20 protein-coding genes are annotated in these 25,363 nt (G+C 66.7%); 12 read left to right on the forward strand and 8 right to left on the reverse strand.

Annotated features, from left to right (window positions below):
• Nucleotides 1–8: 8 nt before the first annotated feature.
• Entirely contained in the window at nucleotides 9–815 is an 807-nt protein-coding gene (locus tag M2428_RS10230; RefSeq protein WP_277525843.1) for a peptidylprolyl isomerase, read from the reverse strand.
• Between the two features lie 277 nt (nucleotides 816–1,092).
• Between M2428_RS10230 and hisS the strand changes: the two genes are divergently transcribed.
• Nucleotides 1,093–2,433, forward strand: a complete 1,341-nt coding sequence (gene hisS / locus M2428_RS10235; RefSeq protein ID WP_277525844.1) for a histidine--tRNA ligase — start codon at nucleotides 1,093–1,095, stop codon at nucleotides 2,431–2,433.
• Here hisS and M2428_RS10240 read toward each other — a convergent pair.
• Nucleotides 2,430–3,803, reverse strand: coding sequence for an APC family permease (locus tag M2428_RS10240; protein WP_277525845.1), 1,374 nt, complete (start codon nucleotides 3,801–3,803; stop codon nucleotides 2,430–2,432). The genes hisS and M2428_RS10240 overlap by 4 nt on opposite strands.
• Nucleotides 3,804–3,916: 113 nt before the next feature.
• Between M2428_RS10240 and aspS the strand changes: the two genes are divergently transcribed.
• Both aspS and M2428_RS10250 read left to right on the forward strand, forming a co-directional pair.
• The gene (gene aspS, locus M2428_RS10245; RefSeq protein ID WP_277525846.1) at nucleotides 3,917–5,707 is read left to right on the forward strand and encodes an aspartate--tRNA ligase; all 1,791 of its coding nucleotides are present in this window, start codon (nucleotides 3,917–3,919) and stop codon (nucleotides 5,705–5,707) included.
• 209 nt (nucleotides 5,708–5,916) lie between these two features.
• Nucleotides 5,917–6,723 (forward strand): GNAT family N-acetyltransferase, encoded by an 807-nt coding sequence (locus M2428_RS10250; protein ID WP_277525949.1) that lies wholly within the window; start codon nucleotides 5,917–5,919, stop codon nucleotides 6,721–6,723.
• A 20-nt stretch (nucleotides 6,724–6,743) separates the two neighbouring features.
• Here M2428_RS10250 and M2428_RS10255 read toward each other — a convergent pair whose 3' ends face one another.
• The 6 genes from M2428_RS10255 to M2428_RS10280 form a co-directional block, all read right to left on the reverse strand.
• Nucleotides 6,744–8,015, reverse strand: coding sequence for a glycosyltransferase (locus M2428_RS10255; protein WP_277525847.1), 1,272 nt, complete (start codon nucleotides 8,013–8,015; stop codon nucleotides 6,744–6,746).
• A gap of 25 nt (nucleotides 8,016–8,040) precedes the next feature.
• The gene (locus M2428_RS10260; protein WP_277525848.1) at nucleotides 8,041–9,663 is read right to left on the reverse strand and encodes a glycosyltransferase family 39 protein; all 1,623 of its coding nucleotides are present in this window, start codon (nucleotides 9,661–9,663) and stop codon (nucleotides 8,041–8,043) included.
• 40 nt (nucleotides 9,664–9,703) lie between these two features.
• A complete protein-coding gene (locus M2428_RS10265; protein ID WP_277525849.1) occupies nucleotides 9,704–10,993 on the reverse strand; it encodes a glycosyltransferase family 2 protein in 1,290 nt (429 codons plus the stop codon).
• A 113-nt stretch (nucleotides 10,994–11,106) separates the two neighbouring features.
• A complete protein-coding gene (locus M2428_RS10270) occupies nucleotides 11,107–11,832 on the reverse strand; it encodes a hypothetical protein (RefSeq protein ID WP_277525850.1) in 726 nt (241 codons plus the stop codon).
• Entirely contained in the window at nucleotides 11,829–14,270 is a 2,442-nt protein-coding gene (locus M2428_RS10275; RefSeq protein WP_277525851.1) for a galactose oxidase early set domain-containing protein, read from the reverse strand. Before M2428_RS10275 ends, M2428_RS10270 begins: the two co-directional genes overlap by 4 nt.
• A 481-nt stretch (nucleotides 14,271–14,751) precedes the next feature.
• Complete coding sequence (locus M2428_RS10280) at nucleotides 14,752–15,396, reverse strand: acVLRF1 family peptidyl-tRNA hydrolase (protein ID WP_277525852.1); 645 nt, start codon at nucleotides 15,394–15,396, stop codon at nucleotides 14,752–14,754.
• A 72-nt stretch (nucleotides 15,397–15,468) separates the two neighbouring features.
• Between M2428_RS10280 and M2428_RS10285 the strand changes: the two genes are divergently transcribed.
• From M2428_RS10285 to M2428_RS10325, 9 genes are all read left to right on the forward strand, one after another.
• Nucleotides 15,469–16,953: a replication-associated recombination protein A gene (locus tag M2428_RS10285; RefSeq protein WP_277525853.1), complete on the forward strand. Its 1,485-nt coding sequence runs from the start codon at nucleotides 15,469–15,471 to the stop codon at nucleotides 16,951–16,953.
• Nucleotides 16,954–17,196: 243 nt separating this feature from the next.
• Entirely contained in the window at nucleotides 17,197–17,595 is a 399-nt protein-coding gene (locus M2428_RS10290; RefSeq protein ID WP_277525854.1) for a cupin, read from the forward strand.
• Between the two features lie 187 nt (nucleotides 17,596–17,782).
• On the forward strand, nucleotides 17,783–18,409 hold the full coding sequence (gene rpsD, locus M2428_RS10295) for a 30S ribosomal protein S4 (protein WP_018773157.1): 627 nt from the start codon (nucleotides 17,783–17,785) through the stop codon (nucleotides 18,407–18,409).
• A gap of 167 nt (nucleotides 18,410–18,576) precedes the next feature.
• Entirely contained in the window at nucleotides 18,577–18,951 is a 375-nt protein-coding gene (locus tag M2428_RS10300) for a DUF948 domain-containing protein (RefSeq protein WP_277525855.1), read from the forward strand.
• Between the two features lie 19 nt (nucleotides 18,952–18,970).
• Nucleotides 18,971–19,237, forward strand: a complete 267-nt coding sequence (locus M2428_RS10305; RefSeq protein WP_277525856.1) for a DUF6167 family protein — start codon at nucleotides 18,971–18,973, stop codon at nucleotides 19,235–19,237.
• Between the two features lie 168 nt (nucleotides 19,238–19,405).
• Nucleotides 19,406–22,084, forward strand: a complete 2,679-nt coding sequence (gene alaS / locus M2428_RS10310; protein ID WP_277525857.1) for an alanine--tRNA ligase — start codon at nucleotides 19,406–19,408, stop codon at nucleotides 22,082–22,084.
• A 9-nt stretch (nucleotides 22,085–22,093) separates the two neighbouring features.
• Complete coding sequence (gene ruvX / locus M2428_RS10315; RefSeq protein WP_277525858.1) at nucleotides 22,094–22,678, forward strand: Holliday junction resolvase RuvX; 585 nt, start codon at nucleotides 22,094–22,096, stop codon at nucleotides 22,676–22,678.
• Nucleotides 22,675–24,465: an endolytic transglycosylase MltG gene (mltG, locus tag M2428_RS10320; RefSeq protein WP_277525860.1), complete on the forward strand. Its 1,791-nt coding sequence runs from the start codon at nucleotides 22,675–22,677 to the stop codon at nucleotides 24,463–24,465. The genes ruvX and mltG overlap by 4 nt, the downstream gene beginning before the upstream one ends.
• Complete coding sequence (locus M2428_RS10325) at nucleotides 24,462–25,355, forward strand: shikimate dehydrogenase (protein WP_277525861.1); 894 nt, start codon at nucleotides 24,462–24,464, stop codon at nucleotides 25,353–25,355. Before mltG ends, M2428_RS10325 begins: the two co-directional genes overlap by 4 nt.
• Nucleotides 25,356–25,363: the final 8 nt, after the last annotated feature.

Here is a 25,363-nt window from a genome sequence, read left to right on the forward strand (position 1 = left end):
GCAGCTGGTTACTTCAGTGAGAACGAGTCTATCGTGACTGGTTCCGCAGGTGCGCCGTCGGTGGCGTTAGCGCCGGGCTTCAGTCCGGCGGCGGCAATCCCGCCCACCACGTCGAGCCCCGAGGTCACCTTGCCCACCACCGTGTAGCCGCCGGCGGCGTCCGCCGGAATGACGGTGTCCTTGTACACAATGAAGAACTGGGTGCCGTTGCTGTTGGCGTTCCCGCTGGTCCGGGCCACGGCGATTGTTCCGGCGGGGTATTTGTTGTCCTGCGGGGTGTTTTCCAGCGGGCCCCACATGTAGCTCGGGTCGCTGCTGCCGTCTCCGGCCTTGGAACCGCACTGCAGGACGCCAAAGTTCTCCGCCGTGGTCAGCCGGTGGCAGCTGAGGCCCTTGTAGAAGTTTTGGTCGGCGAGGGATTTGAAAACCGCCGCCGCCTGCGGGGCCTTGGCGCCATCGAGCTCGACGCCGAGCGCTCCGCGGTTCAGCTTGAGCTCGCCCGTGAAGGTCTTGCCTGCGGCGGTTTCCGGCTTGGGGATGTTCGCGGCATTGGTGGGGGCAGCTGTCGGTGTGGCCGACGCTGACGGGCTCTGGAGCCCCTCCTGCACGGCCGCGAACTCTTCCTCGGTGGGGTTGGACGCGAAGACGGTGAGCTGCAGGACCAGGGCCAGGCCGATCGCCGCTGTGCCGACGCTGATGGCCAGCACGTTGTCGCGCTTGCGGCGCTTGTCCTGGTCCCGGCGCAGGCCGCGCCTGGCCTCCATCTGCTGGACGCGCCGCTTCGCCTCGCGTGCGCTGCGTGAACTGGCCGCCAAAGGTCCTCCTGGTTGTAGGGCCGCTACCGTGCCGGGCCGTTGGCGCCGTCGCGGTAGCAGCAGCAAGCTGCCGGCAGCCCCGCCGGGGCCGGCTCCGTTGGAAGAAGCGGGCGCCGAACGCATAAACTGACTGCCGCACACAGTTTATGCACGACTGGCCGGTCTGCCGCTTATCTTCGTTACGTTTCGACAGATGAATGCCGCGTGAGGACCGAGCCCGAAGATACTGCAGTAGCAACGAGATACCGCAGTGGTAACCAGAGGAGAAAATTTCACCATGGCACGCACAGCCTCCCTGTCAGGATTCCCCGAGTGGCTTCCCGAGGAGCGGCTGGTGGAACTCTATGTGCTGGACACGCTGCGCCGGACGTTCGAGCTCCATGGTTTCTCCTCGATCGAGACCCGCGCCGTGGAAACGGTGGGGCAGTTGCTGCGCAAGGGCGAAATCGATAAAGAGGTCTACGGCCTCAGCCGGCTCCAGGACGATGAGGACACTGCGGCCAAGTTCGATCCCCACGCCCTGGCACTGCACTTCGACCTCACCGTGCCCTTCGCCCGGTACGTCGTGGAAAACGCCGGCTACCTGGCCTTCCCGTTCCGCCGCTACCAGATCCAGAAGGTCTGGCGCGGCGAACGTCCCCAGGAGGGGCGGGCCCGGGAGTTCACCCAGGCGGACATCGACGTCGTAGGCGACGGCGAGCTGCCGTTCCGCTACGACGTTGAAATCGCGCTCGTGATCGCGGAGGCGCTCAATGCGCTGCCCATCCCCGATTTCCTGCTGCGGATCAACAACCGCAAACTGGCCGAGGGCTTCTACACCGGGATCGGACTCACAGACACCGCGGGCGTTCTCCGCAGCATCGACAAACTCGAGAAGGTCGGGCCTGCGAAGGTGGCCGAGTTGCTCAAGGAGGAACTCGGCGCCACTGACGATCAGGCGCAGGCCGCCCTGAAGCTCGCCAGCATTCGTACCCAGGACACGTCCTTCGTGGAGCAGGTCCGGGCGCTGGGCGTCACCAATGAGCTGCTGGAGGAAGGCCTGAACGAGCTGGAGCAGGTCATTGCGGCGGCCGTCCAGCACGCCCCGGGACGAGTGGTAGCCGATCTCAGCATCGCCCGCGGCCTCGACTATTACACGGGCACCGTGGTGGAAACCGTTCTGGTGGGGCACGAGCAGCTGGGCTCTATCTGCTCTGGCGGCCGCTACGACGCGCTGGCAAGCAAGGGCAACCGCAAATTCCCCGGCGTCGGACTCTCAATCGGTGTGACGCGCCTGGTGTCACGGATCCTGAGCCAGGACCTGGCCAAGGCCACGCGCTCCGTGCCGACCGCCGTGCTGGTGACGCTCAACAACGACGACAGCTGGGGTGCGGCGCAGGATGTCGCGGCGCAGCTGCGCGGTCGGGGCATCGCCACGGAGGTCGCCGCGAAGGCCGAGAAGTTCGGCAAGCAGATCAAGTTCGCCGACCGTCGCGGCATTCCGTTTGTCTGGTTCACCGACGACGACGGCAAGCACCAGGTCAAGGACATCCGCACGGGCGAGCAGTACGACGCCGACCCGGATGCGTGGATGCCCTCCGAGGAGGACCTGCACGTGCGCGTAACCGCCGCGCGCTAGCTATTCGGGGGAGTCCTGGTTGTTCGGGGAGGCCTGGTGTTTTCTCGGGTCCTGCGCACCCGCACGACGAGGAACCGCCCGGCCACCCCGGCGGCCAGCACCGCCGCCATGACCAGCATGGAGGCCGGCGGCAGGGTGACGGCCAGGACCAGGCAGCCGAGGAAGCCCAGCACATGGAGCCAGCGCGGCGCATGCCAGGGGCGTCCGGAAAGGGTGAAGGCCGCGGCGTTGGTCACGGCGTAATAGATCAGCACCCCGAAGCTGGAAAATCCGACCACGGTCATCACGTCGGTGCTCAGCAGCAGGACGACGACGGCGGCGGCGACGGCCAGTTCCGCGACCACCGGGACGGTGTGGGTGCCGCCAAGCCTCGCCAGCGGGGCGGGCAGGTCACGTTCCCGGGCCATCGCCAGGGTGGTCCTGCCGACCCCGGTGATCAGGGCCAGCAGCGCGCCAAGGCAGCCGGCCGCCGCCCCGGCCTGGACGAAAGGAACACCGGCGCTGAGCTGCGAGACCGCCACCGCGTCCAGCAGCGGCGCCGTCGAACCCGCCAACTGCTGAGGCGGCAGGTGCCACTGCAGGAGGGCGGCCAGGCAAAAGTAGATCACGAAGGCGCCGGCCAGCGCGGCCAGAATGGCCCGCGGGATGGTGCGCGCGGGGTCCTTGACCTCCTCACCCAGGGTGGCGATCCGCGCATAGCCCGCGAAGGCGAAGAACATCAGCCCGGCCGCGGAAAGGACGCCCCAGCCGCCGGCGGGCGCAGCAGGGTAAGCCGGCGCCGCCGACACCGCGGGGGCGCCCTCCGGGTGCGGACCCAGCAGCGACGCCACGGCGACGAAGACGAGAGTGGCCAGCACCACGGCCAGCAGGACCCTGGTCAGCAGCGCGGTCCGGGTGATCCCGAGGAGGTTAACCCCTGTGAGAACCACGACGGCGGCCACCGCCAGCGGCGTGGCGTAGGCCGGCGCGACGTAGTGCCCGAACGTCAGCGCCATTGCCGCGCAGGACGCAGTTTTGCCCGTAACGAATCCCCAGCCCGCTATGAAGCCGGGCCACTCGCCGAGCTGCCGGCGCCCATAGACATAAGTACCGCCGCTGGCAGGGTATTTGGCCGCCAGTTGCGCCGACGCGACGGCGTTGCAGTAGGCGATGACGCCGGCGACAGCCACGGCGAGGGTCAGCAGCTGCCCGGCTAGGGCGGCGGCGGGGGAGAACACGACGAACACGCCGGCGCCGAGCATGGAACCCAGGCCGATTGCTGTGGAATCGAACACGCCGAGCCGGCGCTGCAGCCGCTGGTGCGGCTGCTGCGGGGCTGACCGGTCACCGGGCTGGTCACCGGGCTGGGTTCCGTTGTGCCGGGTTGCCATGGCGGGAGGGGCCTTTCCAACGGGTAAACTCGAACGGGATCGTTCCTGAAGCGATCCTATTGAACTTCTCTTTTTTTGAATGTCACTTTTGATTTTCCGCTGAAAGGAATGCTGTGCTGCGCACACATGACCTCGGATCGCTTCGCTCCGAGCACATTGGACAAACCGTAACCCTCGCCGGCTGGGTCGGCCGGCGTCGTGACCACGGTGGTGTCGCATTCGTTGACCTGCGCGACGCGTCCGGCGTCGCCCAGGTTGTGGTCCGCGAAGAAGAAGTCTTCCACGGCCTGCGCAACGAGTACGTGCTGCAGATTGTCGGCACGGTCTCCCAGCGCCCCGCGGGCAACGAGAACCCGGCGCTTCCCACCGGTGAGATCGAGGTCATGGCCGAGAAGGTCACCATCCTCAACACCTCCGATCCGCTGCCGTTCCAGATCGACGAGCACGTTGAGGTGGGCGAGGAAGCGCGTCTGAAGCACCGTTACCTGGACCTGCGCCGCCCCGGCCCCGCCCGCAACCTGCGCCTGCGTTCGGAAGCCAACCGCGTTGCCCGCGAGATGCTCCACCAGGACGGCTATGTGGAGATCGAAACCCCCACGCTGACACGTTCGACGCCGGAAGGCGCCCGCGACTTTGTGGTCCCCGCACGCCTCGCGCCCGGTTCTTGGTACGCGCTGCCGCAGTCCCCGCAGCTGTTCAAGCAGCTCCTGCAGGTGGGCGGCTTCGAAAAGTACTACCAGATTGCGCGCTGCTACCGCGATGAAGACTTCCGTGCGGACCGCCAGCCGGAATTCACGCAGCTGGACATCGAGGCCAGCTTCGTGGAGCAGGACGACATCATCAGCCTGGGCGAGAACATCGTCAAAGCACTGTGGAAGCTGATCGACGTCGAGATTCCGACGCCGATCCAGCGCATCACTTACCACGACGCCATGGGCCGCTACGGCTCGGACAAGCCGGACCTGCGCTTCGGCCAGGAGCTCACCGAGCTGACCGAATTCTTCAAGGACACCAACTTCGGTGTCTTCAAGGCGCCCTACGTCGGTGCCGTCGTCATGCCCGGCGGCGCCTCCCAGGCCCGCCGAGCCCTCGACGCCTGGCAGGAATGGGCCAAGCAGCGCGGCGCCAAGGGCCTGGCATACGTCCTGTACAAGGAAGACGGCGAGCTGGCCGGTCCTGTCGCCAAGAACCTCACCGACACCGAGCGTGCGGGCCTCGCCGACGCCGTCGGTGCCAAGCCCGGTGACTGCATCTTCTTCGCAGCTGGCGAGAAGACCCCGTCCCGTGCGCTTCTCGGCGCTGCCCGCGTGGAGATCGGCCACCGTACCGGTCTCATTAACCCGGCTGACTGGGCCTTCTGCTGGGTCGTGGACGCGCCGATGTTCGAACCGGCGGCCGCGGCGGTTGCCTCCGGCGACGTCGCCGTCGGCGCCGGGCAGTGGACCGCCGTGCACCACGCGTTCACCTCGCCCAAGCCCGAGTTCATGGACTCCTTTGACACGGATCCCGAGTCGGCACTGTCCTACGCCTACGACATCGTCTGCAACGGCAACGAGATCGGCGGCGGCTCGATCCGTATCCACGAGCGCGACGTCCAGGAACGCGTCTTCGAGCTCATGGGCCTGGACAAGGCAGACGCGCAGACCAAGTTTGGCTTCCTCCTGGAGGGCTTCAAGTTTGGCGCTCCTCCGCACGGCGGCATCGCGTTCGGCTGGGACCGGGTGGTTGCCCTGCTGGCTGGCGTGGATTCCATCCGCGACGTCATCGCGTTCCCGAAGTCCGGCGGCGGCTACGACCCCCTGACCCAGGCTCCCGCTCCCATCACGGCGCAGCAGCGCAAGGAAGCCGGCGTCGATTTCAAGCCGGAGGCCGCCAAGAAGAAGCCCGAGGACGGCAAGAACTAAGCCAGCAGCATCAGCATGAGCGGCAGGGGCTCCCCGGGCAACCGGAGAGCCCCTGCTGCTTTCATAATCGGCCGCATTCGTTCCGGATGGAGAGAACCTTGATGGCACTGAACCCGCACCCCGCAACAGACGCCGAATCGAGCCCTGAAGGTAGTCCCGAAGCTAGTCCGGAAGCCTACTCCGAAACCATCCCGGGGCTGGAGCCGCTGATGGATGCTGCATGGCCGGCCGCGGAACGGGCGGAGTCCGGCGGCTGGGTGCTTCGGGCGGCCTCCGGCGTGACACAGCGGGCAAACTCGGTCTGGCCGCGGGATCTTGGCGGTGACGACCCGCACCGGCAGCTCGCCGCACTCCGGGAGGCGCGGCTTTGGTACCGGAAGCGCCGGCTTCCGCTGATCTTCCAAATCTTTGACGGCCCGCGCCAGGCGGCCTTGCAGGCGGTGCTCGATGACGAGGGATTCACCCGGCAGTCCGAAACCCTGGTCCTGGTCCGTCGGTCTGGGGCGGAGCCCTGGGCAGATTCCAGCGCAGATTCCAGGGCTAATTCCGGCGGCTCGGACCCCGCCGTGGAAATCTCCTCCGAGCCGTCGGCGGAGTGGCTGGACCTGTGGTGGAGCGTCGACGGCCGCGGGGGAACCGACGAGCTCGCCGTGGCGCGCCGCATCCTGGCCGGGTGCCCGGCCCTTTACGCCCTGGTGCGGGACGACGGCGGTACGCCCGCCGCCGTCGCGCGGCTCGCATTGCCCAGCACCGGGCCCGCAGGACCAACCGGGCCCACGTGGGGTGGCCTGTACTGCATGGCCACGCGTCCGGATGCGCGGCGGCTGGGCCATGGCGGCCGGATAATCCGGGCACTGCTGCGTGAGGGCGGGGCTCGCGGCGTGGCCGGGTACTGGCTTTTGGTGATGGCATCCAACGCCGGTGCCCGGAGCCTGTACGCCCACGCCGGTTTCCGCGAAGCCGGCCGGTACCTCTACCGGCAGGAAAGACCGAAGCGGCACCTGACCGGCTGCTAGCCCGGGCCGTCCGGCAGGCGTCACGTTCCCTCGCCGGCGTGCCCAGCCCCGAGGCCGCGCGTCCCGAGGCCACGCCCCCAGAGGCTGCGGAGGCGGATGCGGCCGCTGGCGAACCCCCCGCCGTTCGCCAGGGCCTTGCTGTCCAGTTCCGTCGGGGCGGCGCGAGTGCGCCCGGGCCCCGCCGAATACACAATCCTCGAGTGGTACAAATACCGCACCACGAACGCCGCCACGAGCGTCGCGGCCTGCGCCAGGACGGCGTCGATGTTCAGGACGTTCACTGCCAGCATCAGGACCGGAAGCCGGGCCAGGGCCTCCAGATTGTTGAAACAGAACGATTGCCCAAACCGGGTCCGCAAGCCGTTGGCCTTGTGCGGCAGGGTCCCGAAGACAATGTTTTCCTGCATGAGGAAGTTCGAGACAATCGTGACTTCCGCGGCCGCGACGGCGGCCGCGACGAAGTGCGTTCCGTTGGAGAGCAGGAAGGCCATGATCAAGAGGTTCAGCATGGCCCCGACTGCCCCCACGGCGGCAAACAGCAAGGCCGTTCCGGCGCGCAGCTCGCCGAGCTGCCGGAGGAAGCGCAACCCCTGGCCCACTCCCGCCTTGGACTTGCCGGCGGTCCGCGGCCCGGGCGTGAACGGAACCTCGGACACCCTGAGTTGGTGCCGGGCCAGGATTTCCAGCAGGATCTTGAACCCGCTGGGCCGTAGTGCGCTGCACTCAATGGCGGAGCGCCGCAGGCCAAAGAACCCGGTCATGGGATCGGAACAGCCGCGCAGCCGCAAGGGAAACAGCGCCAGCGTGATGCGCGTGGCCCCGGCAGAGATCACACGGCGGGACCAGGCGGCCACGCCGCCGCCTCCCCGGTTCGGGCCGCCGCCTCTGCTCCCGCCCCGGTTCGGGCCGCGGCCGCTGCAGCCGGCCCCGTAGCGCGAGGCGATCACGATGTCCGCGTCGTTGTCTTCAAGCTCCGCGAGCAGGGCCGGGATGAGTTCCGGCGGATGTTGGAGATCGCCGCTCATCACCATGCAGAACTCCGCGTCGCTGGACCGCACGCCATCCACGACGGCTCCGCTCAGGCCGCCCGCGGGCGCCTCCCGGCGGATCACCCTGATGCGCATTGGTGCCGCCGCCGCGGCGGCGGCAATGACGTCCCGGGTGTTGTCCGCTGAGTCGTCAACGAACACGAGTTCGGCGTCGATTTGGCGGCATGCCTCGGCAGCCCGGCTGATCAATTGTTGGACGTTCGGCGCCTCATTGCGCGTGGGGACGATGACTGAAAGTTTCATGACTGCCGTCCTTTTGGTCTGCGTCCTAATTGGACGGAGGATTGGTGACGCGGTGTACGCTCCATTCGCCGAATGTCTGGACTTCCTCGGAATTCTGCAGGGCTGTCTTCACCCGGGTCAGCCCCAGGGAGTCGATGTTGGCCGTGACGGACGGGCCGACGATGACCCAGCGGATTGCCCGCCACCCGCCGGGCCGTTCGATGTCGAACTGCTTGTCGAGGTCCGGCTTCTCGGTGGCGATCATGGTCCAGGCGTTGTTCCACCCACTTGAATTCAGGTCGTGCCACATGGAGTAGGGGGCGAGCACGACCTCGCTGCGTGAGACGTTGTCCTGGACCCAGGTCATGGCGCTGCGCCAGTTGGAGTTGGTCTGGGCGGTCAGGAGGGTCCTGTCCTGTTCAAACCATTGCGGCAGCGACATCAGGAGCAAAGACGCCGACAGTACGGCGACGAAAGCCGCCCGCAGGGGCCGGGTCAGGCCTGGCGCGCGGCGGGCGAGTCTTTCCACGCCGCCCCAGGTGATATCCACGGCCGACCCGCACGCCAGGGCGAGGAACGGGATCACACCGATGATGTACATCGCGGGGAGGTAGCCCTGGCCGAGCACCACCGGTGTGGCGAAGGAGGCGATGGCGATGAAGAGAATCCGGGACTGCCGGCGCAGCAGGCAGACGACGGCGGCGGCCAGTCCGGCGGCGATGAGGTACTTGTCAAAGTAGAGCCAGCCGGAGAGCAACTCCGCGCGGCTGGAGCCGGCCTCGAAGATGGTGCCGGAGCCCGAACGGTTCAGGAGCTGGTAGGCGAGGGCGTCCTGGAGTGAGACGTGATCGGGTCCGGACAGGAGCTCGTTCCGAAGCAGTGCCGACAGCGGGTAGAAGGCCAGCAGCAGCCCGCCGGCGGTGAGGAAGCCGACCACCGAAAATGACCGGTTGCTCCATTTGGGCCGGTACATCAGGGCGAGCAGCAGGGCGGGGCCGAAGATGGACAGGGTTTCCTTGGAGAGCACGGCGATCGCGAAACAGATCCCGGCTCCCACATGGTGCCACAGCGCGTCCCGCGAGGACAACGCAAGGTAGAAAGCCAGCAAGAGCCAAGGCACACCGATGTTGTCGAGGTAGATCTGTCGTCCGAGCACAAGGGAAAGCGGGGACAGGATGAAGAGCACCGTGGTCAGGGCCGCGAATGGAATACGCATGGCCAGCCGGCGGGCCACCATGTAGAGCAGCACCGCGCTGGCGACGAAGTACACCGAAATCACGTACCTGGTGGCACCGATGGTGGTGCCGTCGCCGAGTCCGAGCAGATTTGGAAGCCAGTTCAGTGCCGCTATCTGGATCCATCCCAGCGGCGGGTGGTCATACCAGTAGGTGTAGGGGGCCAGGGTCCCCGAGTGCACGGCGAAGGCCTGGGAGGTGTAGGTGCCTTCGTCGTCCTGGTAGCTCGGCGCGCCGTCGAGGTTCCACAGGCTGAGCACTGCCGCGGTGACCGTCAACGCGGCGAGGGCGGTCCTGTCCCATAGCGGGAGGTATCTCAGGCTGAACGGGGCGCCGTGCGCCGTGCCGCGGTGTTTGGGCGCGCTTTCGGCCCTTGCGCTCCGCTCGCGGGCCGCCGCCTCGGGTTGATCGGGTTTTAGTTCCGTGGTTGCCATGACTGCCTCCTAAGGGAGCCGTTGAAACGCAAATTGGGTGCTAGTGGCGTGCGGGTTCGGCAGCGCCGGGGAGGAGGTAGGCCAGGTGGGATCCGGAATGGTCGGTCTTTTCCCAGGCAAAATCGCGGCGCACGAATTTGAACAAAGCCCGCAGGGCCGCGAACGCCAGGACCATCTGGTACAGGGGAGTGCCGGCAATGAGCCGGAAGTAGTCGTACCAGCTGATGGCGAACTTATGGTCGCGGCCGAATTCGTGGAGCATGCAGACATCGAAGGCCACAGTCACGAGCGTGGGTATCAGCGGCAGGAAGGTGACCAGCGTGACCACGAGCGGAAACTTGCCCCAGATCGCCGCGGCGATTGCGATGGGGATGCAGACCCCGGCCAGTGCCATGAAATGCTGCTGCATCAGCGTCCACCAGGCGATGGTCCGCATCCGCCGGGACGGCAGGGCCTTCCAGTCGCCCTTTGCGAAAACCTGCATGAATCCGAGGGACCAGCGGGTGCGCTGCCGGATCAGGCCGGACAGGCTGTCGGGCGTTTCCTCACGCGTGACCAATTGCGGGGAATAGGCCACCACGATCTTGCGGCGGAGCGTCGACAGGCGCACGCCGAGATCGCAGTCCTCGGCGAGGCAGGAGCCGTCCCATCCGCCTACCGCTGTCAGCAGTTCCCGCTTAATGAACACGGTGTTGCCGCCGAGGGGAATGAATCCCTGCCGGGAATGGGCGTGCAGCCTGGACCGGAACCACGTGAAGTACTCAAGGCAGTTGCGCAGCGAATACCACGTGTCCTTGTAGTTGATCAGCTGTACGGCACCCTGGACGACGTCGGCGTTCTTGGTGGTGAAGACGCTGTCGATATGGGCCAGCAGTTCTTCCGCGGCGATCGACTCGGCGTCGAAAACCCCGACCACGGTGTTGCGGCACAGCGACAGCGCCTTGTTCAGCTGCCGTGGCTTGTTCTTCCTCTCGCTGATATCCACGCTGACCCGGACGAACTCCGGAAACTCCCGGGCGAGCCGGTGCGCGATTTCCACCGTCGCCGTGTCGTCATGTCCGACCGAGATAATGATCTCCTTGCGCGAATGGGTCTGCGCCAGGAGCGCCGCCAAGGTGGCCCGCATGACCTCTTCGCGTTCGTTCCGGCACGGCATGATCAGGGAAAACGAATGCCCCTCCCTCGACTGAAGGCCGGAGTAGGACGTCCGCACCTGCGTCTTGGGGTCCCACCATGCGTAGGTGTTCAGGTAGAGGGTGGACACGGCGATGGCAAAGAGCGCCAGGGCGATGATGAGGACGAGGGCGCTGGCCAGCAAGGTAGCGGACATGACGGAGCTCCAATGGGGTGGGTGGACGCAGGGGATCTCGGAAACGGGCGGGATCGTCAGCCGGAGTGGGTAGTCAGCCGGACCGCAGGCGGATCCGGGAACGGGCGGGGTGGCTAGTCGGCCGCACCGCAGGCGACGCCGTCGTGGTTGGCGTCGAGCTTTTGCGGATCGACATGCGCTTTGCGCACTGACAGTCCACTCTTGAAGTACGTGCGGACCTCGGTGCAGGTCCAGGAATGCGGCATGGACCCGGGATCAAGGCCCGTGTCTTTCATCTCCTTCATATGCCGGCTCATGCTCGGCGGAATGGCGGGAAGGCACTGTCCGTCGGAGCCGTACTGGGGGAGACAACCGCCCAGGGACAGGCTCGAATCGGTCAGTACCGCCGCCGGGTCAACGGGGCCCCGCTGCTTGAGGCCCGTGGCATTGCCGCCCTCCGGCAAGGAGGCGGCCGCACCGGTTTCCGCCCGGGCCGCCTCAGCCAGGGAGACCTCGGGTGAGTCGCCTGCCGACTGGGACGCCTTTGGTCCGGCGGAAACCGGGGGAATGGGTCCCAGTTTCGGTGCGTTGCCCGAGCCGGTGGTGCCCTTGGTAGGGGCCGTGGTGGCGGATGTAGTGGCGGACGGCCCCGGCCGGGCGCCTGTGGGCGCTTGGTCCGGCTCGGCAGCCGCTGGTATTTGGCTCGCGCGCGGAGCGGCGTTGACGGCGCTGACGGTGGCGACGGTGGCGACGGCGGACATCCCGCCCCACACCATGGCCGCCGCGGCTGCCAGGCCCGCTGTCGTCAGGGCGACGACGGCGCGTGCCCCGCGTGCTGACGTTTCCTTGTGGCGCGTCATGAGACCCACACCCAACGGGCAACACTGGGGATTCCGTCAGCGGACAACACGGTGAGCATGTATGGCCCTGGCGGCACGAGGTTCGGATTATTGGGGATTTGCGCGGTGCGGCCCGCGCCCGTGCCTGCCAACGGAAGGTCGATGACTCGCGCGTTGGTGTCTGTCTGATGCGTCTGGGACATCGGCGGGATGAGCGAGGCGGCCGTGACATCGCCCGTCACACCGATCTGCATATTCTGCCCGTAGCCAACCTGGCCCGGAGCCGAGGTGATGGCCGGCCGGGTCCCCTTGAACAGGTACGGCGGGCTGTAGACCGAGATCCTTTCTTCGAAAGAATTATCCAGCGGATTGGAGCCCATGACCGCCACGCGGCCGTCCGGCAGGAGAATGGACGTCGAATGGTAGTTGCGGCCCACAGGGTCCGCCGCCACCGTCTTCCAGGAGTTCGTCGACGGCGTGTAGATGGCAGCCGTCTGGATGTTTCCGGAACGGTTCAACTGTGCGCCGTTCGCGGCCAGCACGGAGCGGTCGGGCAGGTTGAGGACATTGACGTACATTTTGCCGGGTCCCGGGAGATCCGGTCCGGGCACGTAGTGGGGGCTCGGCTGTTTGAGGTCGATGATGTCCACGAGGTTGATGCCGGGCGTGTTGCCGTCGGCGTTGCCGCCGCCAACGATCATGAGTTTCTGGTCCTGGACCGGACCAATGAAAACGGAGCCGGCCTGGTCCCTGAGATCCTTTTGCCGCAGCCCGGGAACGTCCCAGATCTGTGCGGTGGTCCAGTCGTAGATCGACGACCCCGTCCCCGGCAGCCCGTTGCCGAAGGTGTGGCCCCCGGAGTAGAACATCCTGCCGTTTTCGAGGAGGAACATGTGCGGGTAGGTGCCCCAGAAGCTCCACGTCTGCGGCACCTGGTTCTGCGGCAGCCACCTCATGGCGGAGGTGTCGAACATCTCCGTCAAGACGGTGCCCTGCGCCTTTTCGTCGAGCCCGCCGGCGGACCAGATATCGCCGTTGCCAAGTTTGGTCAGCGACGGGTACCAGTGGGCCCCCGCCATGTCGGCCAGTTGATGGAAGGTGTCGTCGGCCGGGTCGAAGTAGTAGCTCTTCTTGGATCCCTGGAAGGTTGTCGGCCCCACGTTGGCGGTGGGGAACGCCTGGGTGCCTCCGGCGAGGAGCACTTTCCCGTCCGGGAGGGTTACGTGGCCGGCACAAAACATGTCGTAGGGCACGGGGATGTTCTTGAATTCGTTCGTTGTGGGTGACCAGACCACCGCCCGAAACGAGCCTGCATTGAAGTTCGTCTCGTCGTTGCCCGAACCGGCGATCAGCAACAGGCGTCCGTCGTGGAGCAGCGTGGAATGCAGCGCCCGCACGGGCATTTGGGCGGAAAGGGTTTCCCAGGATCCGACGGCATCCGGCCCGCCCACAGGATCCGGCCCCGCGGTGTCGTATTTGGTCAGCGAGTAGTTGGTGGTAGACAAGGTGCCGTTGCCGGCGATGGACACCCCGAGGGAAATCCGGTCGACGCCGGTGGGGATCGACGGAGTACGTGCCTGGCCCGTTGTCCAGCCGGAAACCGGCGGCAACTCCTTGAGATCGGTCCAGTACTGCCAGCCGTTGGCAGTGTGGCTGAAGACGGTCAGGCCGGACGGACCCGCCGCGGTGGACTTGTAATCGACTTTGAGGTCGTATTGCTCCCCTGGCGTGACGGCGGGTGCGCAGCCCGGCGCGTCCGATTGGATGAGTTTTGCGTCTCCGGATTGATAGGCCGTGACGTTTATGGCAAAGGATCGCGCTCCGGCGGGTGAATTCGCCGGGACGTCATTTGAGAGCGAGCTTGCTATTTGCCGGTTTCCCCAGCCGGCCGTCATAAAGCACGCCGGTGTAGGAGTTCCGTCTGCGAGAGTTCCGTTGATTATCAATTCACTGGTGTTATTTGTCGGAGCTTGGATTTCCGTCAGGGAATAGTCGTCGGTTGCCAGAGTTCCGTCAATTCCCAGCGATAGCCCGAAACTAAGGAAATCCGTTCCGTCGGGGATCGTGGGTGTAGTGGCGGTGGCGAGGGTCCAGCCTGCTGCCGGTGCCTGCTGCTGGATGTCGCCCCAGTAGCTCCAGCCCTGGGCGGAATGGCGGAACAGGGTGAGCGACGCCGGCGCCGTGGACTTGTACCAGACTTGGATGGTGTAACTGTGGCCCGGGACCACGGCCGGCGCGCATTGGGCGCTTTCCGCCTGGACGAGCTTGCGATCGCCCGCCGTATGGCCCTGGAGGGTGACGGAGGCTGCCCTGCCGCCGAGGCGACCCTCGACGAAGTTCCAGTTGCCTTCGGTTCCCCAGCCGGCCCGCTTGAAGCAAGTGGCGTCCACGGTACCCTCCTCAAGAGACGAGTTCCTCACGAGATTGACGGCGTCGGCCGCCACGGCAACGGCGCCCACGATAAAATTCAGGGGAATAAGAAACGCCAGAATGAGCGCTATTAAGCGCCGGCGTTGTAGGTTATTCACGGCCGGTCGCATCCTGTGCGTTGCGTATTCTGCCGTTGTAAACGCGGAGTGCGGTGGGAGATGATTCCGTATTTGTCATTCTGGGAATCGGATGGTCAATGTTGCACATTGAATTCCCCATTAGCGATTGATTTCAGTGACAAAGGATGCGTTTGAGTCTATGGGCGGTAAAATGCAAGGGAAACGAGTAAGAATTACTCGACTTCGCGCGGCGCCAGGCAATGGCGTGTACTCAGGTGGTGGCCGGGGACCCTGGCGAACTACTTGGTCATCCGGTGGAAGCCAAGGTCAGCGCCTTCCGGCTGCCCCGCGCCCGGCCGGAGCCGTCGGGCCCTGAAGCGGCAGGGACACGCAAAAAAAGATGTAGCAAAGAACCGAAGCCGGCAGGTCGGGAACTGCGCGGCAGGAACCGCTACTGCGGGTCGGTGACCAGGATCCGCACCGAGCACAGCTCCGCGGCGGCCTTCTTCAGGACCGCGGCCCGTGGATCCGGGACGTCCAGAAAAGCGAGCCGCGTCAGGCCGGCGTAGCGTTTTAGCACGGGCTCGGCGAGCACCAGGTCCGACAGCGTCCGGTCGCCGCCCGGCGCCAGGTATTCGACCCGGTGCTCTGCGAAGATCCTTCCAGCGTGCTCGGCGACTGCCTCCACGAGGGCGTCGGCCTGGTTGGCTCGCCGCCGGGCAAAGCGCTGCTGGGACCAGCCGCCGGCAGCCGTCCGGGACTGGACGTGGCGCGTGCCGGTCTTGGAGGCCAGCACGGCGCCGGCACTGACCACAGCCACCGAGTATCCGCCGCGCCGGACCAGTACGGCACCGATGCTCCGGGGCTGCCCGGCCAGGGAGGCCAGCCGCGAGACGGCGTCGTGGCCGCTCCCGGGCCGGCCGTCCACGGGCCAGGGCGCCCGGAGCACGGCCACGGCGCCGTCCGCGGCGCGCAGCTGCAGGCCGGCGTCGAGCTCCTCCTCCACCAGGGCGCCGTGGCTCGCGGCGAAGCGGTCCACCCAGCCGGGCAGCCTGTCGCCGGAGACGAAGGCCACTCGGGTCTCGGGGCTGGACATGGCAGGCTCTCCGTTGCAGGGGTGAGAAGTGATGATGGCAGGGCGGGCAGGAACTAGAAGTAGCCTATCTATGTGGATGATCTCTTTGGCGCAGGGCGGGACGACGCCGACGGAACTGACGACCCCGGCGAAGATGGCAACGGCGGCGCCGACCATTCCGGCCACGCCCGGGGCCAAGCTCGGTCTGGCGCCGGGTCAGCCTCGCCGCGGAGCCCGCTCGCGGTCCGGATGCGGCCGCGCACCCTCGATGACGTGGTGGGCCAGCAGCACCTGCTCGGCCAGGGCTCCCCGCTGCGCCAGCTGGCTGCCGGCTCCGACGCGACCGGCCCCGCCGGGCCGAGCTCTGTGATTCTCTGGGGTCCTCCCGGCACCGGCAAGACCACCCTTGCCCATGTCATTGCCAAGGGCCCCGGACGGAAATTCGTCGAGCTCTCCGCCATCACCGCCGGCGTCAAGGACGTCCGCCGCGTGATGGATGAGGCGCTGACCGCACGCGACCTCTTCAAGACCACCACCGTCCTTTTCCTCGACGAGATCCACCGCTTCAACAAGGCCCAGCAGGACGCGCTGCTTCCCGGCGTCGAGAACCGCTGGGTGGTGCTGGTGGCTGCTACCACCGAAAACCCGTCGTTTTCCGTCGTGTCCCCGCTGCTGTCCCGCTCGCTGCTGCTGACCCTGAAACCTCTCACCGACGCCGACGTCGAGGGCCTGTTGCAGCGGGCCGTTTCGGATGTCCGTGGACTGAACGGCAAGGCCGAGCTCAGCGCCGAAGCCCTGGCGCACCTTGTCCGGCTCTCCGGCGGCGACGCCCGCCGGGCCCTGACGGCCCTCGAAGCCGCGGCTGGCGTCGCCTTCGGCGACGCGGACGACATCGACGCAGTCGATACCGACACAGCCGCCGGCGCGGGAACGGCGGAGCCCGTCACGATCCAATTGCGGCACACGGAGCGGGCCCTGGATGTCGCCTCCGTCCGCTACGACCGGGCCGGGGACCAGCATTACGACGTCGCCAGCGCGTTCATCAAGTCGATCCGGGGTTCCGACGTCGACGCCGCCCTGCACTATCTCGCCCGGATGCTGGAGGCCGGTGAGGACGCCAAGTTCGTGGCCCGCCGGATCGTAATCTCCGCGGCCGAGGACGTCGGCATGGCGGACCCGACGGCGCTGCAGACCGCCGTCGCGGCGGCCCAGGCCGTCCAACTGATCGGCATGCCGGAAGGCCGGATCATCCTCGCTGAGGCCGTGGTGCATCTGGCCACTGCGCCGAAGTCCAACGCCGCGTACATGGGGATCAACCAGGCGATCGCGGACGTCCGCGCCGGGCTCGGAAACGGCATCCCGGCCCACCTGCGCGATGCCCACTACCCGGGCTCAAAACAGCTGGGTCACGGCAAGGGCTACAAATACGCCCACGATGCGCCGCATGCCGTGGCCACCCAGCAGTATCCGCCGGACGACCTCGTCGGGCGCAACTATTACGAGCCCACCGCCAACGGAGCCGAACGCGACATCGCCACCCGGCTCGAGCGGCTCCGGAAGATCATCCGCGGCAAGTGAACGGCCCGTGACCAGCGGCTGGTCCGTCGCGGCACGCAGCGCGGAATCCGCCGTTGACATAGGGGCCAAGAGGTCTAACGTGGAATTACGTCAGCATTGATCTGCTGGCCATCCGTGCGGCGCAGGGGACAGCGCGGTCACATCGCCGGCTCTCGCACTCCGGACCGCGGAACGGCAGTCGGCTTCGCTCCATCCCAGATCATCCAGCGCGAGCGTCCCCGCCCCGTCCCCAGGTAGTGTCCCATGAGTATCAATTTCGTTACAGCCATGGCAGTGAAGTCCTTCGATGTGCCCGACAAGAAGCGGTGCCCGGACAAGGCTGAATTCGACCTCTGCACGGTGAACGACTACTCGGTGGCCCGACTGATCCTGGGCCCGGGCTGGCGGTGGTCGGAGAACACCAGGCCCTACGAGCAGACCGACGTATGCCTGCACCACCATCTCGGATTCTGCATATCCGGAGAAATGGAAGTAGAAACGGCCGAAGGGCTGCGCTCCACGATCCACGCCAACGACACCTACGCGATTCCGCCGGGCCACGACGAATGGGTAGTGGGTCCAAAACCGTTCGTGGCCGTGGAATTCCTGGGTGCGGCGTCCTTCGGACGCAGCGGTGCCCGCGGAGTGCACGCCCGGATCTGACTTCGGTCCGCCGGCCGGATCTGGTAGGCTGATTCGTTGTCTGGCAAGGCACGGACGCACAATCCATCGAAACTTCGCGTTTGATGAGGGTTGCCCTGTGCCCAGTAGCAAAAGGCAGCGGTTGGCCGATGCTCTCCATCGTGGAGGCCAGTAACACTGACACACCGCAGATATTGGAAGGACACAAGTGGCTAACAACACTCGTGCTCGCCGTACCGCACGCCTTTCGCGTGCACTCGGCATCGCTCTGACCCCCAAGGCCGCCAAGTACATGGAGCGCCGCCCGTACGGCCCCGGTGAGCATGGCCGTGCCCGCAAGAAGCAGGACTCCGACTACGCCGTACGTCTGCGCGAAAAGCAGCGTCTGCGCGCCCAGTACGGCATCCGCGAAGCCCAGATGACCCGTGCCTTCGAAGAAGCACGTCGCACCAAGGGCCTGACCGGTGAAAACCTGATCGAACTGCTCGAAATGCGTCTCGACGCCCTCGTGCTGCGTGCCGGCTTCGCCCGCACCATCGCCCAGGCCCGCCAGCTGGTTGTGCACCGCCACATCCTCGTTGACGGCATCCGCGTTGACCGCCCGTCTTTCCGCGTCGGCGAGGGCCAGCTGGTTCACGTCCACAGCCGCAGCGAGACCATGCCTCCGTTCCAGGTTGCAGCAGCCGGCGCTCACCGCGACGTTCTGCCGATCGTTCCGGCCTACCTGGACGTCAAGCTTGACGCCCTGCAGGCCCGCCTGGTGCGCCGCCCCAAGCGTTCCGAGATCCCCGTGACCTGCGAAGAGCAGCTCGTCGTGGAATTCTACGCACGCTAATTTCAAAGGCAACACTTACAAAGAAGCCCGTGGCAAGCGCCGCGGGCTTCTTTGTATGTAAGGTACTTGGGGGAGTTCCCCGGGAGCCGGTTCTGACCGCCGGCCAAATCCGTCGGAACCCGACGCAACGAGCAGGTATCCACTGCAGTTCAAGGAGATGAGTGTCTATGTCTGGTGGCGATATTGCCGGCCTGATCGCGGCAGGGGTGTTTGCACTGCTGGTCCTGCTGCTCGCCGTGCCCATCCTGAAGCTCGGCGGAGTGTTCGACGAGATGCGGACCACGATCCGCTCGCTCAGCGACGGCGCCACCCCGCTCATGGACGAGGTCACCGCCACGGTGACCACCACCAACGAGCAGCTGAAGAAGGTTGACGGCATCTCCTCCAACGTCTCGGACGCCTCGGCCAACATCTCGGCGCTGTCCTCGCTGATGGCGGCCACTGTCGGTTCGCCGCTGATCAAGGTGGCAGCCTTCAGCTACGGCGTGCGCTCCGCCTTCAGCACCCCCAAAAAGCCCGCCACCGGCCGCCGCAGCCGCTAACCCTCCGGGAGAACCTGACATGAACAGAATCATCTGGATGGGAATCGGCGTCGCGATCGGCGTCATCGCCTTCCGCAAGGTCACCGAAGCCCAGTCCGCCCTCGGCCCCGAGGGCCTCAACCGGGCCGTGGGACGGCTGGCGGACGGCCTGTACGACTTCGCCGACGCCGTCCGCGAAGGCATGGGGGAGCGGGAAGCCGAACTCCGCTCCGCCCTTGGCATCGAAACGGCAACGGATATTGCCGCCGGCGGCGCCGTTGCCCGCCGGGATGCGGTCCGGCGCTAGCCGGGAGAGAATTAGTAAGTACGGTGCCCGTTAAGGGCGCGCGTCGGCACCACCTGGAGGGGCACCGGATTGACGGGGCCCGGATCAGTGCCGGTCCTCAGCTTGTCCCGCGCAGCACAGACGCGGGCCACATAACGCAGTGAATATTGAAGGGTAAGAAATCAGCTCATGAAGTCGCAGGAGATCACCAAGCGCTGGATCGACTTTTTTGTCAGCAAGGGGCACACCGCCGTGCCCTCCGCCTCCCTGGTCTCCAGCGACCCGTCCCTGCTATTCACCGTGGCCGGCATGGTCCCGTTCATCCCGTACCTGACGGCCCGCGAGGAGGCCCCCTTCCAGCGGGCCACCAGCGTGCAGAAGTGCATCCGGACCGGTGACATCGAAGAAGTCGGCAAGACGGCCCGCCACGGCACCTTCTTCCAGATGTGCGGCAACTTCTCCTTTGGCGACTACTTCAAGGAAGACGCCATCAAGTTCGCGTGGGAGCTCCTCACCACCAGCGTGGACGACGGCGGGTACGGACTGCCGCCGGAGCTGCTGTGGGTCACCGTATACGAAGAGGACGACGAGGCCGAGCAGCTGTGGCTGAAGAACACCGGCATGCCGGCCGAGCGGATCCAGCGGATGGGCAAGTCCGACAACTACTGGTCCACCGGCCAGCCGGGCCCCGCCGGTCCCTGCTCGGAGATCTATTACGACCGCGGCCCGTCCTACGGCGTCGAGGGCGGCCCCATCGCCGACGAAAACCGCTACGTCGAGATCTGGAACCTCGTGTTCATGCAGTACCAGATCGACAACGTCCGCTCCAAGGTGGATTTCGACATCGCCGGCGAGCTGCCCAAGAAGAACATCGACACGGGCCTCGGTATGGAGCGTCTGGCGATGATCCTCCAGGACGTCGAGAACATGTACGAGACCGACCAGGTCCGTCCCGTGATCGACCGTGCCGCGGCGCTTTCCGGCCGGGAGTACACCTCCGCTGAGTCCGCCGAGGACCCGCACCACACCGACGACGTCCGCATGCGCGTGGTTGCCGACCACATCCGCTCGGCCCTGATGCTGATCGCCGACGGCGTCACCCCCTCCAACGAGGGCCGCGGCTATGTGCTGCGCCGCCTGATCCGCCGCGCCGTGCGTTCCATGCGCCTGCTCGGCGTCGAGAAGGCCTGCCTGCCCGAGCTGCTGCCGGCCTCGCGGGACGCCATGAAGGGCGTCTACCCGATCGTGGAGACCGACTTCGAGCGCATCAGCCGGATTGCCTACGCCGAGGAGAAGGCCTTCCTGCGCACCATCGCGTCCGGCACCGCCCGGCTCGAGGACGCCGTCAAGGAGTCCAAGGCCGCCAATCAGCCGCTCTCCGGCGCCGACGCCTTTGCCCTGCATGACACCTACGGCTTCCCGATCGACCTCACCCTGGAAATGGCCGAGGAAGCCGGGCTGAAAGTCGACGAGCCCGAGTTCCGCAAGCTCATGCTCGAACAGCGCCAGCGCGCCCAGGCCGATGCCAAGGGCAAGAAGGGTTCGCACGCCGATCTCAGCGCGTTCCAGGAGCTGCTGTCCGCCGGCGAGACCGTCTTCACCGGTTACACCGAGCTCCAGGGCGAGTCCAAGGTCCGCGGGATCCTGTCCGGCGGCCGGAAGGTCGCCCAGGCGTCCACGGGCGACGAAATTGAACTGGTCCTGGCCGAGACGCCGTTCTATGCCGAGGCCGGCGGCCAGGCGGCCGACACCGGGCTGATCACCGGTGACGGCTTCGTGGTCGAGGTCCTAGACGTCCAGCGCCCCGTCAAGGGCCTCAGCGTGCACAAGGCCATTGTCCGCGAAGGCGAAATCGGGTCCGACTCGCTGGTTCAGGCCGCCGTGGACCGGGAACGCCGCCACGCCGCCGAGCAGGCCCACACCGGCACGCACATCGTGCACGCGGCCCTGCACCAGATCCTCGGCCCGGAGGCCCTGCAGCGCGGCTCGTTCAACAAGGCCGGTTACCTGCGCTTCGACTTCGCCTGGGGCGAGGGCCTGAGCGCCGCCACCCGGTCAGAGATCGAGGAAGTCTCCAACATCGCCATCCGCAACAACTTCCGGGTGGAAACCAAGATCATGGGCCTCGCCGAGGCCAAGGCTCTCGGCGCCATGGCGCTGTTCGGCGAGAACTACGGCAACGAGGTCCGCGTCGTGGAAATCGACGGCGCCTGGTCCCGCGAACTCTGCGGTGGCACCCACGTCGAGAACACGTCCCTGATCGGCAGCCTGTCCCTGCTCGGCGAGCAGTCCGTCGGCTCGGGAAACCGCCGTGTCGAAGCCTTCGTGGGCATGGACGCCTTCCGGCACCTGGCCGCCGAACGGGCCCTGGTCACCGAGCTCACGGAGATGCTGAAGGTTCCCTCCGGGCTGCTCGCGGACAGGATTTCCAGCACGCTGACCAAGCTCAAGACGGCCGAAAAGGAACTCGAGCGGCTGCGCAAGGAGCAGCTCACGGCCGCCGCCAGCCAGCTGGTTGGCACCGCCAAGGACGCCGCCGGCGTCAAGGTCATCGCACACGATGCCGGCCAGGTCAGCGGCGCGGACGACCTGCGCGGCCTGGCCCTGGACCTGCGGACGCGTCTCGGTTCCGAGCCCGCCGCCGTCGCGGTGGCCGGTGTCAGCAACGACCGTCCCGTCATCCTGATCGCCACCAACGAAGCCGCCCGGGCGGCCGGAGTCAAGGCCGGCGCCCTGGTGCGCCTCGCCGCGGGCATCCTCGGCGGCGGCGGTGGCGGCAAGGACGACGTCGCCCAGGGCGGCGGCACGGACGCCGCCAAGGTCGGCGCTGCCCTCAGCGCCGTCGTGGACGCCATTACCCGGCGATAGCGGATCTACGTGTCTGAAGCTGCTGTGGCCGGCGTCTATCCCCGGGGTGTGAAGCTCGGGGTGGACGTCGGCACCGTCCGCGTTGGCGTGGCCGTCTGCGACCGCGACGGAATTCTGGCGACCCCGCTGCGCACGCTGCAGCGGAACGTGAAAAAGAACACCGACGTGCGCATCCTGGTCGGCCTGGCCGCGGAGCTGGACGCGGTGGAGATTTTCGTGGGACTGCCGCGCACCATGAAGGGCGAAGAGCACGCCTCGGCCAGGATGGCCACAGAGTATGCACAGCTGCTTGCCCGGGCCCTGCAGGGCGCCGGATCCGACGTGCCCGTGCGCCTGGTTGACGAGCGGCTCAGCACCGTGACCGCCCACCGCAACCTGCACGAGGCTGGCATGAGCAGCAGAAATCACCGTACAGTAGTTGATCAGGTTGCGGCGGCAGGTATTCTGCAACATGCGATTGATATGCAAAAGGCCAGGGGAACGGAGGTCGGAAACCGCGTGTACGCGGAGTCTGCGCCGGGGCCGACCGGAGGCGGCGCACAGACCGGCCCGGCAGTACAGACGCACTCTTCAGACAATGGAAGGCTACAGTGAGCCCGGTCAACAGTGATGACTCCTCCGGTGACGCCCTTAGTGGTGCCGGCCGACCGCTGACGCGTAAAGAGATCCGGGCCCGGGAAAAGCTCCTGGCGACGCAGGGACACAGCGTGATCCCGCCGCAGGCTTTTGAGACGGGACGAGACGTTCCATCGCCGACGCCGGAGCGCGAACTGCCGCAGGCCGCCCCGGAACTGCCCGAGGCAGCACCGACCGTGCACGAAGACGCTGTTCATGACGAACCCATGCGCGACGAACCCGTGCACACAGAACCCGTGCATGAAGACGCTGTTCATGAAGAGCCCGTGCACGAAGAACCCGTTCGCGAAGAGCCCGTTCACACAGAAGCTGTGCACGAAGAGCCCGTTCAGGACGTTCCGGCTGACGTGGCGCCCGTCCGCGAAGACTTCACCCAGATGATCCCCGTCCGCGAAGAGCCCGTCCGCGAAGAGGCCGTCCACGAGGACGCCGTCCACGAGGACGCTGTCTATGCGACGGCCGGCCAGCAGGGCTACGAAGCCCGCCATGACGGGGCTGCCCACGGCACCGGCCCTCACCACAGTTACGCGCTGCACCCCCACGATGTGGGACAACATGATGAGGCCCACCATGTTTACGACGAGTCCGTCGAACCCCACGATCAGGCGCACCCGGAAGCCGAGTACCACGGCGAGCCCGGCCACGAGCTGATGGCCGGAGCGGTCCGCTACAACAAGGTTCCGTCCAAGAAGGTCCGCCGCCGGCGCCGCTTCCTGGCCCTGGTGCTGTCCCTGACGGTTTTCGTCGTCGCAATCGCTATCGGCGCGCAGTTCCTCAAGCCCCTCCTGGGCGGGGACAAAATGGCCGACTACCCGGGGCCCGGGACCGGCAACGTCACCATCACGGTCGAACCCGGCGCCGGGCCGAGGTCCGTGGCCACCGAGCTGGAGTCGCAGAAGGTCGTGGCGAACGCAGACACTTTCTTGAAGGAGTTCACCGCTTCCGGCGGTGCCCTGAACCCCGGCACTTTCTCGATGCGCCAGGAAATGAAGAACTCCGATGCCGTGTCTGTCCTGCTCAACAAGGGCCAGGGTAAGGTCATGTACTTTGCGCTCAGCGCCGGGTTGCGGATCAGCGAATCCCTGCAGGCGATTTCCGAGGGCACCGGGATTTCGGTTGCCGATTTGAAGGCGCTCAGCGATGCGCCCGCGCAGTTTGGCGTCCCGAAGAAGGCCAAGAACCTCGAGGGCTACCTGGCGCCGGGGGAGTACCGCTTCCCGTTGGGCTCCTCTGCCAAGGAGATTCTGCAGAAGCTCGTCGGCAGCACCCTGGATGAACTCAAGGCCCAGGGCGTCACCGATTCCGCGAAACAGTATGACGTAGTGACGGTTGCGAGCATCGTGCAGGCCGAAGGCGGCCAAGCCGAATACGGTGACGTTGCAGGTGCCATCTACAACCGCCTCAAGCCGAACAACACCGAGACGAACGGGCTGATCCAGTCCGATGCCACGGTCACCTATGGCCTGGGCATCCGCAGCTTCCACATCGACGAGGCCCAGAAGGCTGACAAGTCGAATCCGTACAACACCTACGCCAACCAGGGGTTGCCCGCCGGGCCCATCGGCTCTCCCGGCAAGACGGCCATTGATGCCGCCGCCAAGCCCAAGTCCAACAGCTACCTCTATTGGGTCACCATCAACCTGGACACCAAGGAGACCAAGTTCTCCAAGACCCTGGCCGAACACAACGGATACGTGGAGCAGTACAACGCCTGGTGTGCGGCCAACCCGGGACGCTGCGTATGACGCTGCGGGCGGCCGTCCTTGGGCATCCCGTCAGCCATTCGAAGTCGCCGGCGCTGCACCGCGCCGCCTACGCCCACCTGGGCCTGGACATCGCCTACTCCGCCATTGACGTGACAGAGGCCGCCCTGCCGGATTTCATGCGGCAGGTCAGGGACGAGGCGCGCGCTGACGGTTCCTGGCGCGGGCTCTCGGTCACCATGCCGCTCAAATCGGCCATGGTGGCGGAAGTGGACGAAGTCCGGGGCGTCGGGCGCGCACTCGGCGTCGTCAATACCGTTGCGTTCGAACCCGACGCCGGCAGTGCTGACCAAACCCAGTTGGTCGGCTACAACACCGACGTCGCCGGCATCGTCAACGCACTCCGGCACGCGGGGGCCGCCCCGGCGCCCACCGCCGTAATCCTCGGCGGCGGCGGGACCGCCGCCGCGGCCGTCGCGGCGCTCAAGGAACTGGGGGCAGCGACTGCCGACGTGTTCGTGCGCGATCCCAGCCGTGCCGGCGAGGCCCGCGCGGCGTCCGCCGCCCTGGCGGTCCCCGTCCAGGTGCTTCCCCTCGCCGGAGCGGCCGCCGCCGTCGCCGCGGCCGACGTCGTCATCTCCACGCTGCCGCCCCGCGCTGCAGACGCACTCGCCGCGGAACTGGCAGACGCACTCGCGGCGAAACTGACGGGCAGCCCCGGCGTGCTCCTGGACGTCGCCTATGATCCGTGGCCCAGCCAGATTGCGGCGGTCTGGCAGGAAGCTGGCGGCACGGTGGTCCCGGGACTTGAAATGCTCATCTACCAGGCCGTAGAGCAGGTACGGCATTTCACCGGACTGGGCGAGGCCCTCCCGGCCGGAGTCATAGATGTGATGTGTGACGCAGTGGGGGCACCCCGACGGGTGTTCTAACCGCCCGA

Origin of the sequence: Arthrobacter sp. ES3-54 (genome assembly GCF_029504395.1) — a bacterium.
Classification (GTDB): Bacteria; Actinomycetota; Actinomycetes; order Actinomycetales; family Micrococcaceae; genus Arthrobacter.

Bases quoted from the DNA above. Each gene is read 5' to 3' on its own strand.
- M2428_RS10270 (WP_277525850.1), bottom strand. From the start codon at position 11,832: ATGACGCGCCACAAGGAAACGTCAGCACGCGGGGCACGCGCCGTCGTC.
- M2428_RS10325 (WP_277525861.1), top strand. From the start codon at position 24,462: ATGACGCTGCGGGCGGCCGTCCTTGGGCATCCCGTCAGCCATTCGAAG.
- M2428_RS10255 (WP_277525847.1), bottom strand. From the start codon at position 8,015: ATGAAACTTTCAGTCATCGTCCCCACGCGCAATGAGGCGCCGAACGTC.
- M2428_RS10260 (WP_277525848.1), bottom strand. From the start codon at position 9,663: ATGGCAACCACGGAACTAAAACCCGATCAACCCGAGGCGGCGGCCCGC.
- hisS (WP_277525844.1), top strand. From the start codon at position 1,093: ATGGCACGCACAGCCTCCCTGTCAGGATTCCCCGAGTGGCTTCCCGAG.
- M2428_RS10250 (WP_277525949.1), top strand. From the start codon at position 5,917: ATGGATGCTGCATGGCCGGCCGCGGAACGGGCGGAGTCCGGCGGCTGG.
- alaS (WP_277525857.1), top strand. From the start codon at position 19,406: ATGAAGTCGCAGGAGATCACCAAGCGCTGGATCGACTTTTTTGTCAGC.
- M2428_RS10280 (WP_277525852.1), bottom strand. From the start codon at position 15,396: ATGTCCAGCCCCGAGACCCGAGTGGCCTTCGTCTCCGGCGACAGGCTG.
- M2428_RS10290 (WP_277525854.1), top strand. From the start codon at position 17,197: ATGAGTATCAATTTCGTTACAGCCATGGCAGTGAAGTCCTTCGATGTG.
- M2428_RS10240 (WP_277525845.1), bottom strand. From the start codon at position 3,803: ATGGCAACCCGGCACAACGGAACCCAGCCCGGTGACCAGCCCGGTGAC.
- M2428_RS10305 (WP_277525856.1), top strand. From the start codon at position 18,971: ATGAACAGAATCATCTGGATGGGAATCGGCGTCGCGATCGGCGTCATC.
- M2428_RS10300 (WP_277525855.1), top strand. From the start codon at position 18,577: ATGTCTGGTGGCGATATTGCCGGCCTGATCGCGGCAGGGGTGTTTGCA.
- M2428_RS10265 (WP_277525849.1), bottom strand. From the start codon at position 10,993: ATGTCCGCTACCTTGCTGGCCAGCGCCCTCGTCCTCATCATCGCCCTG.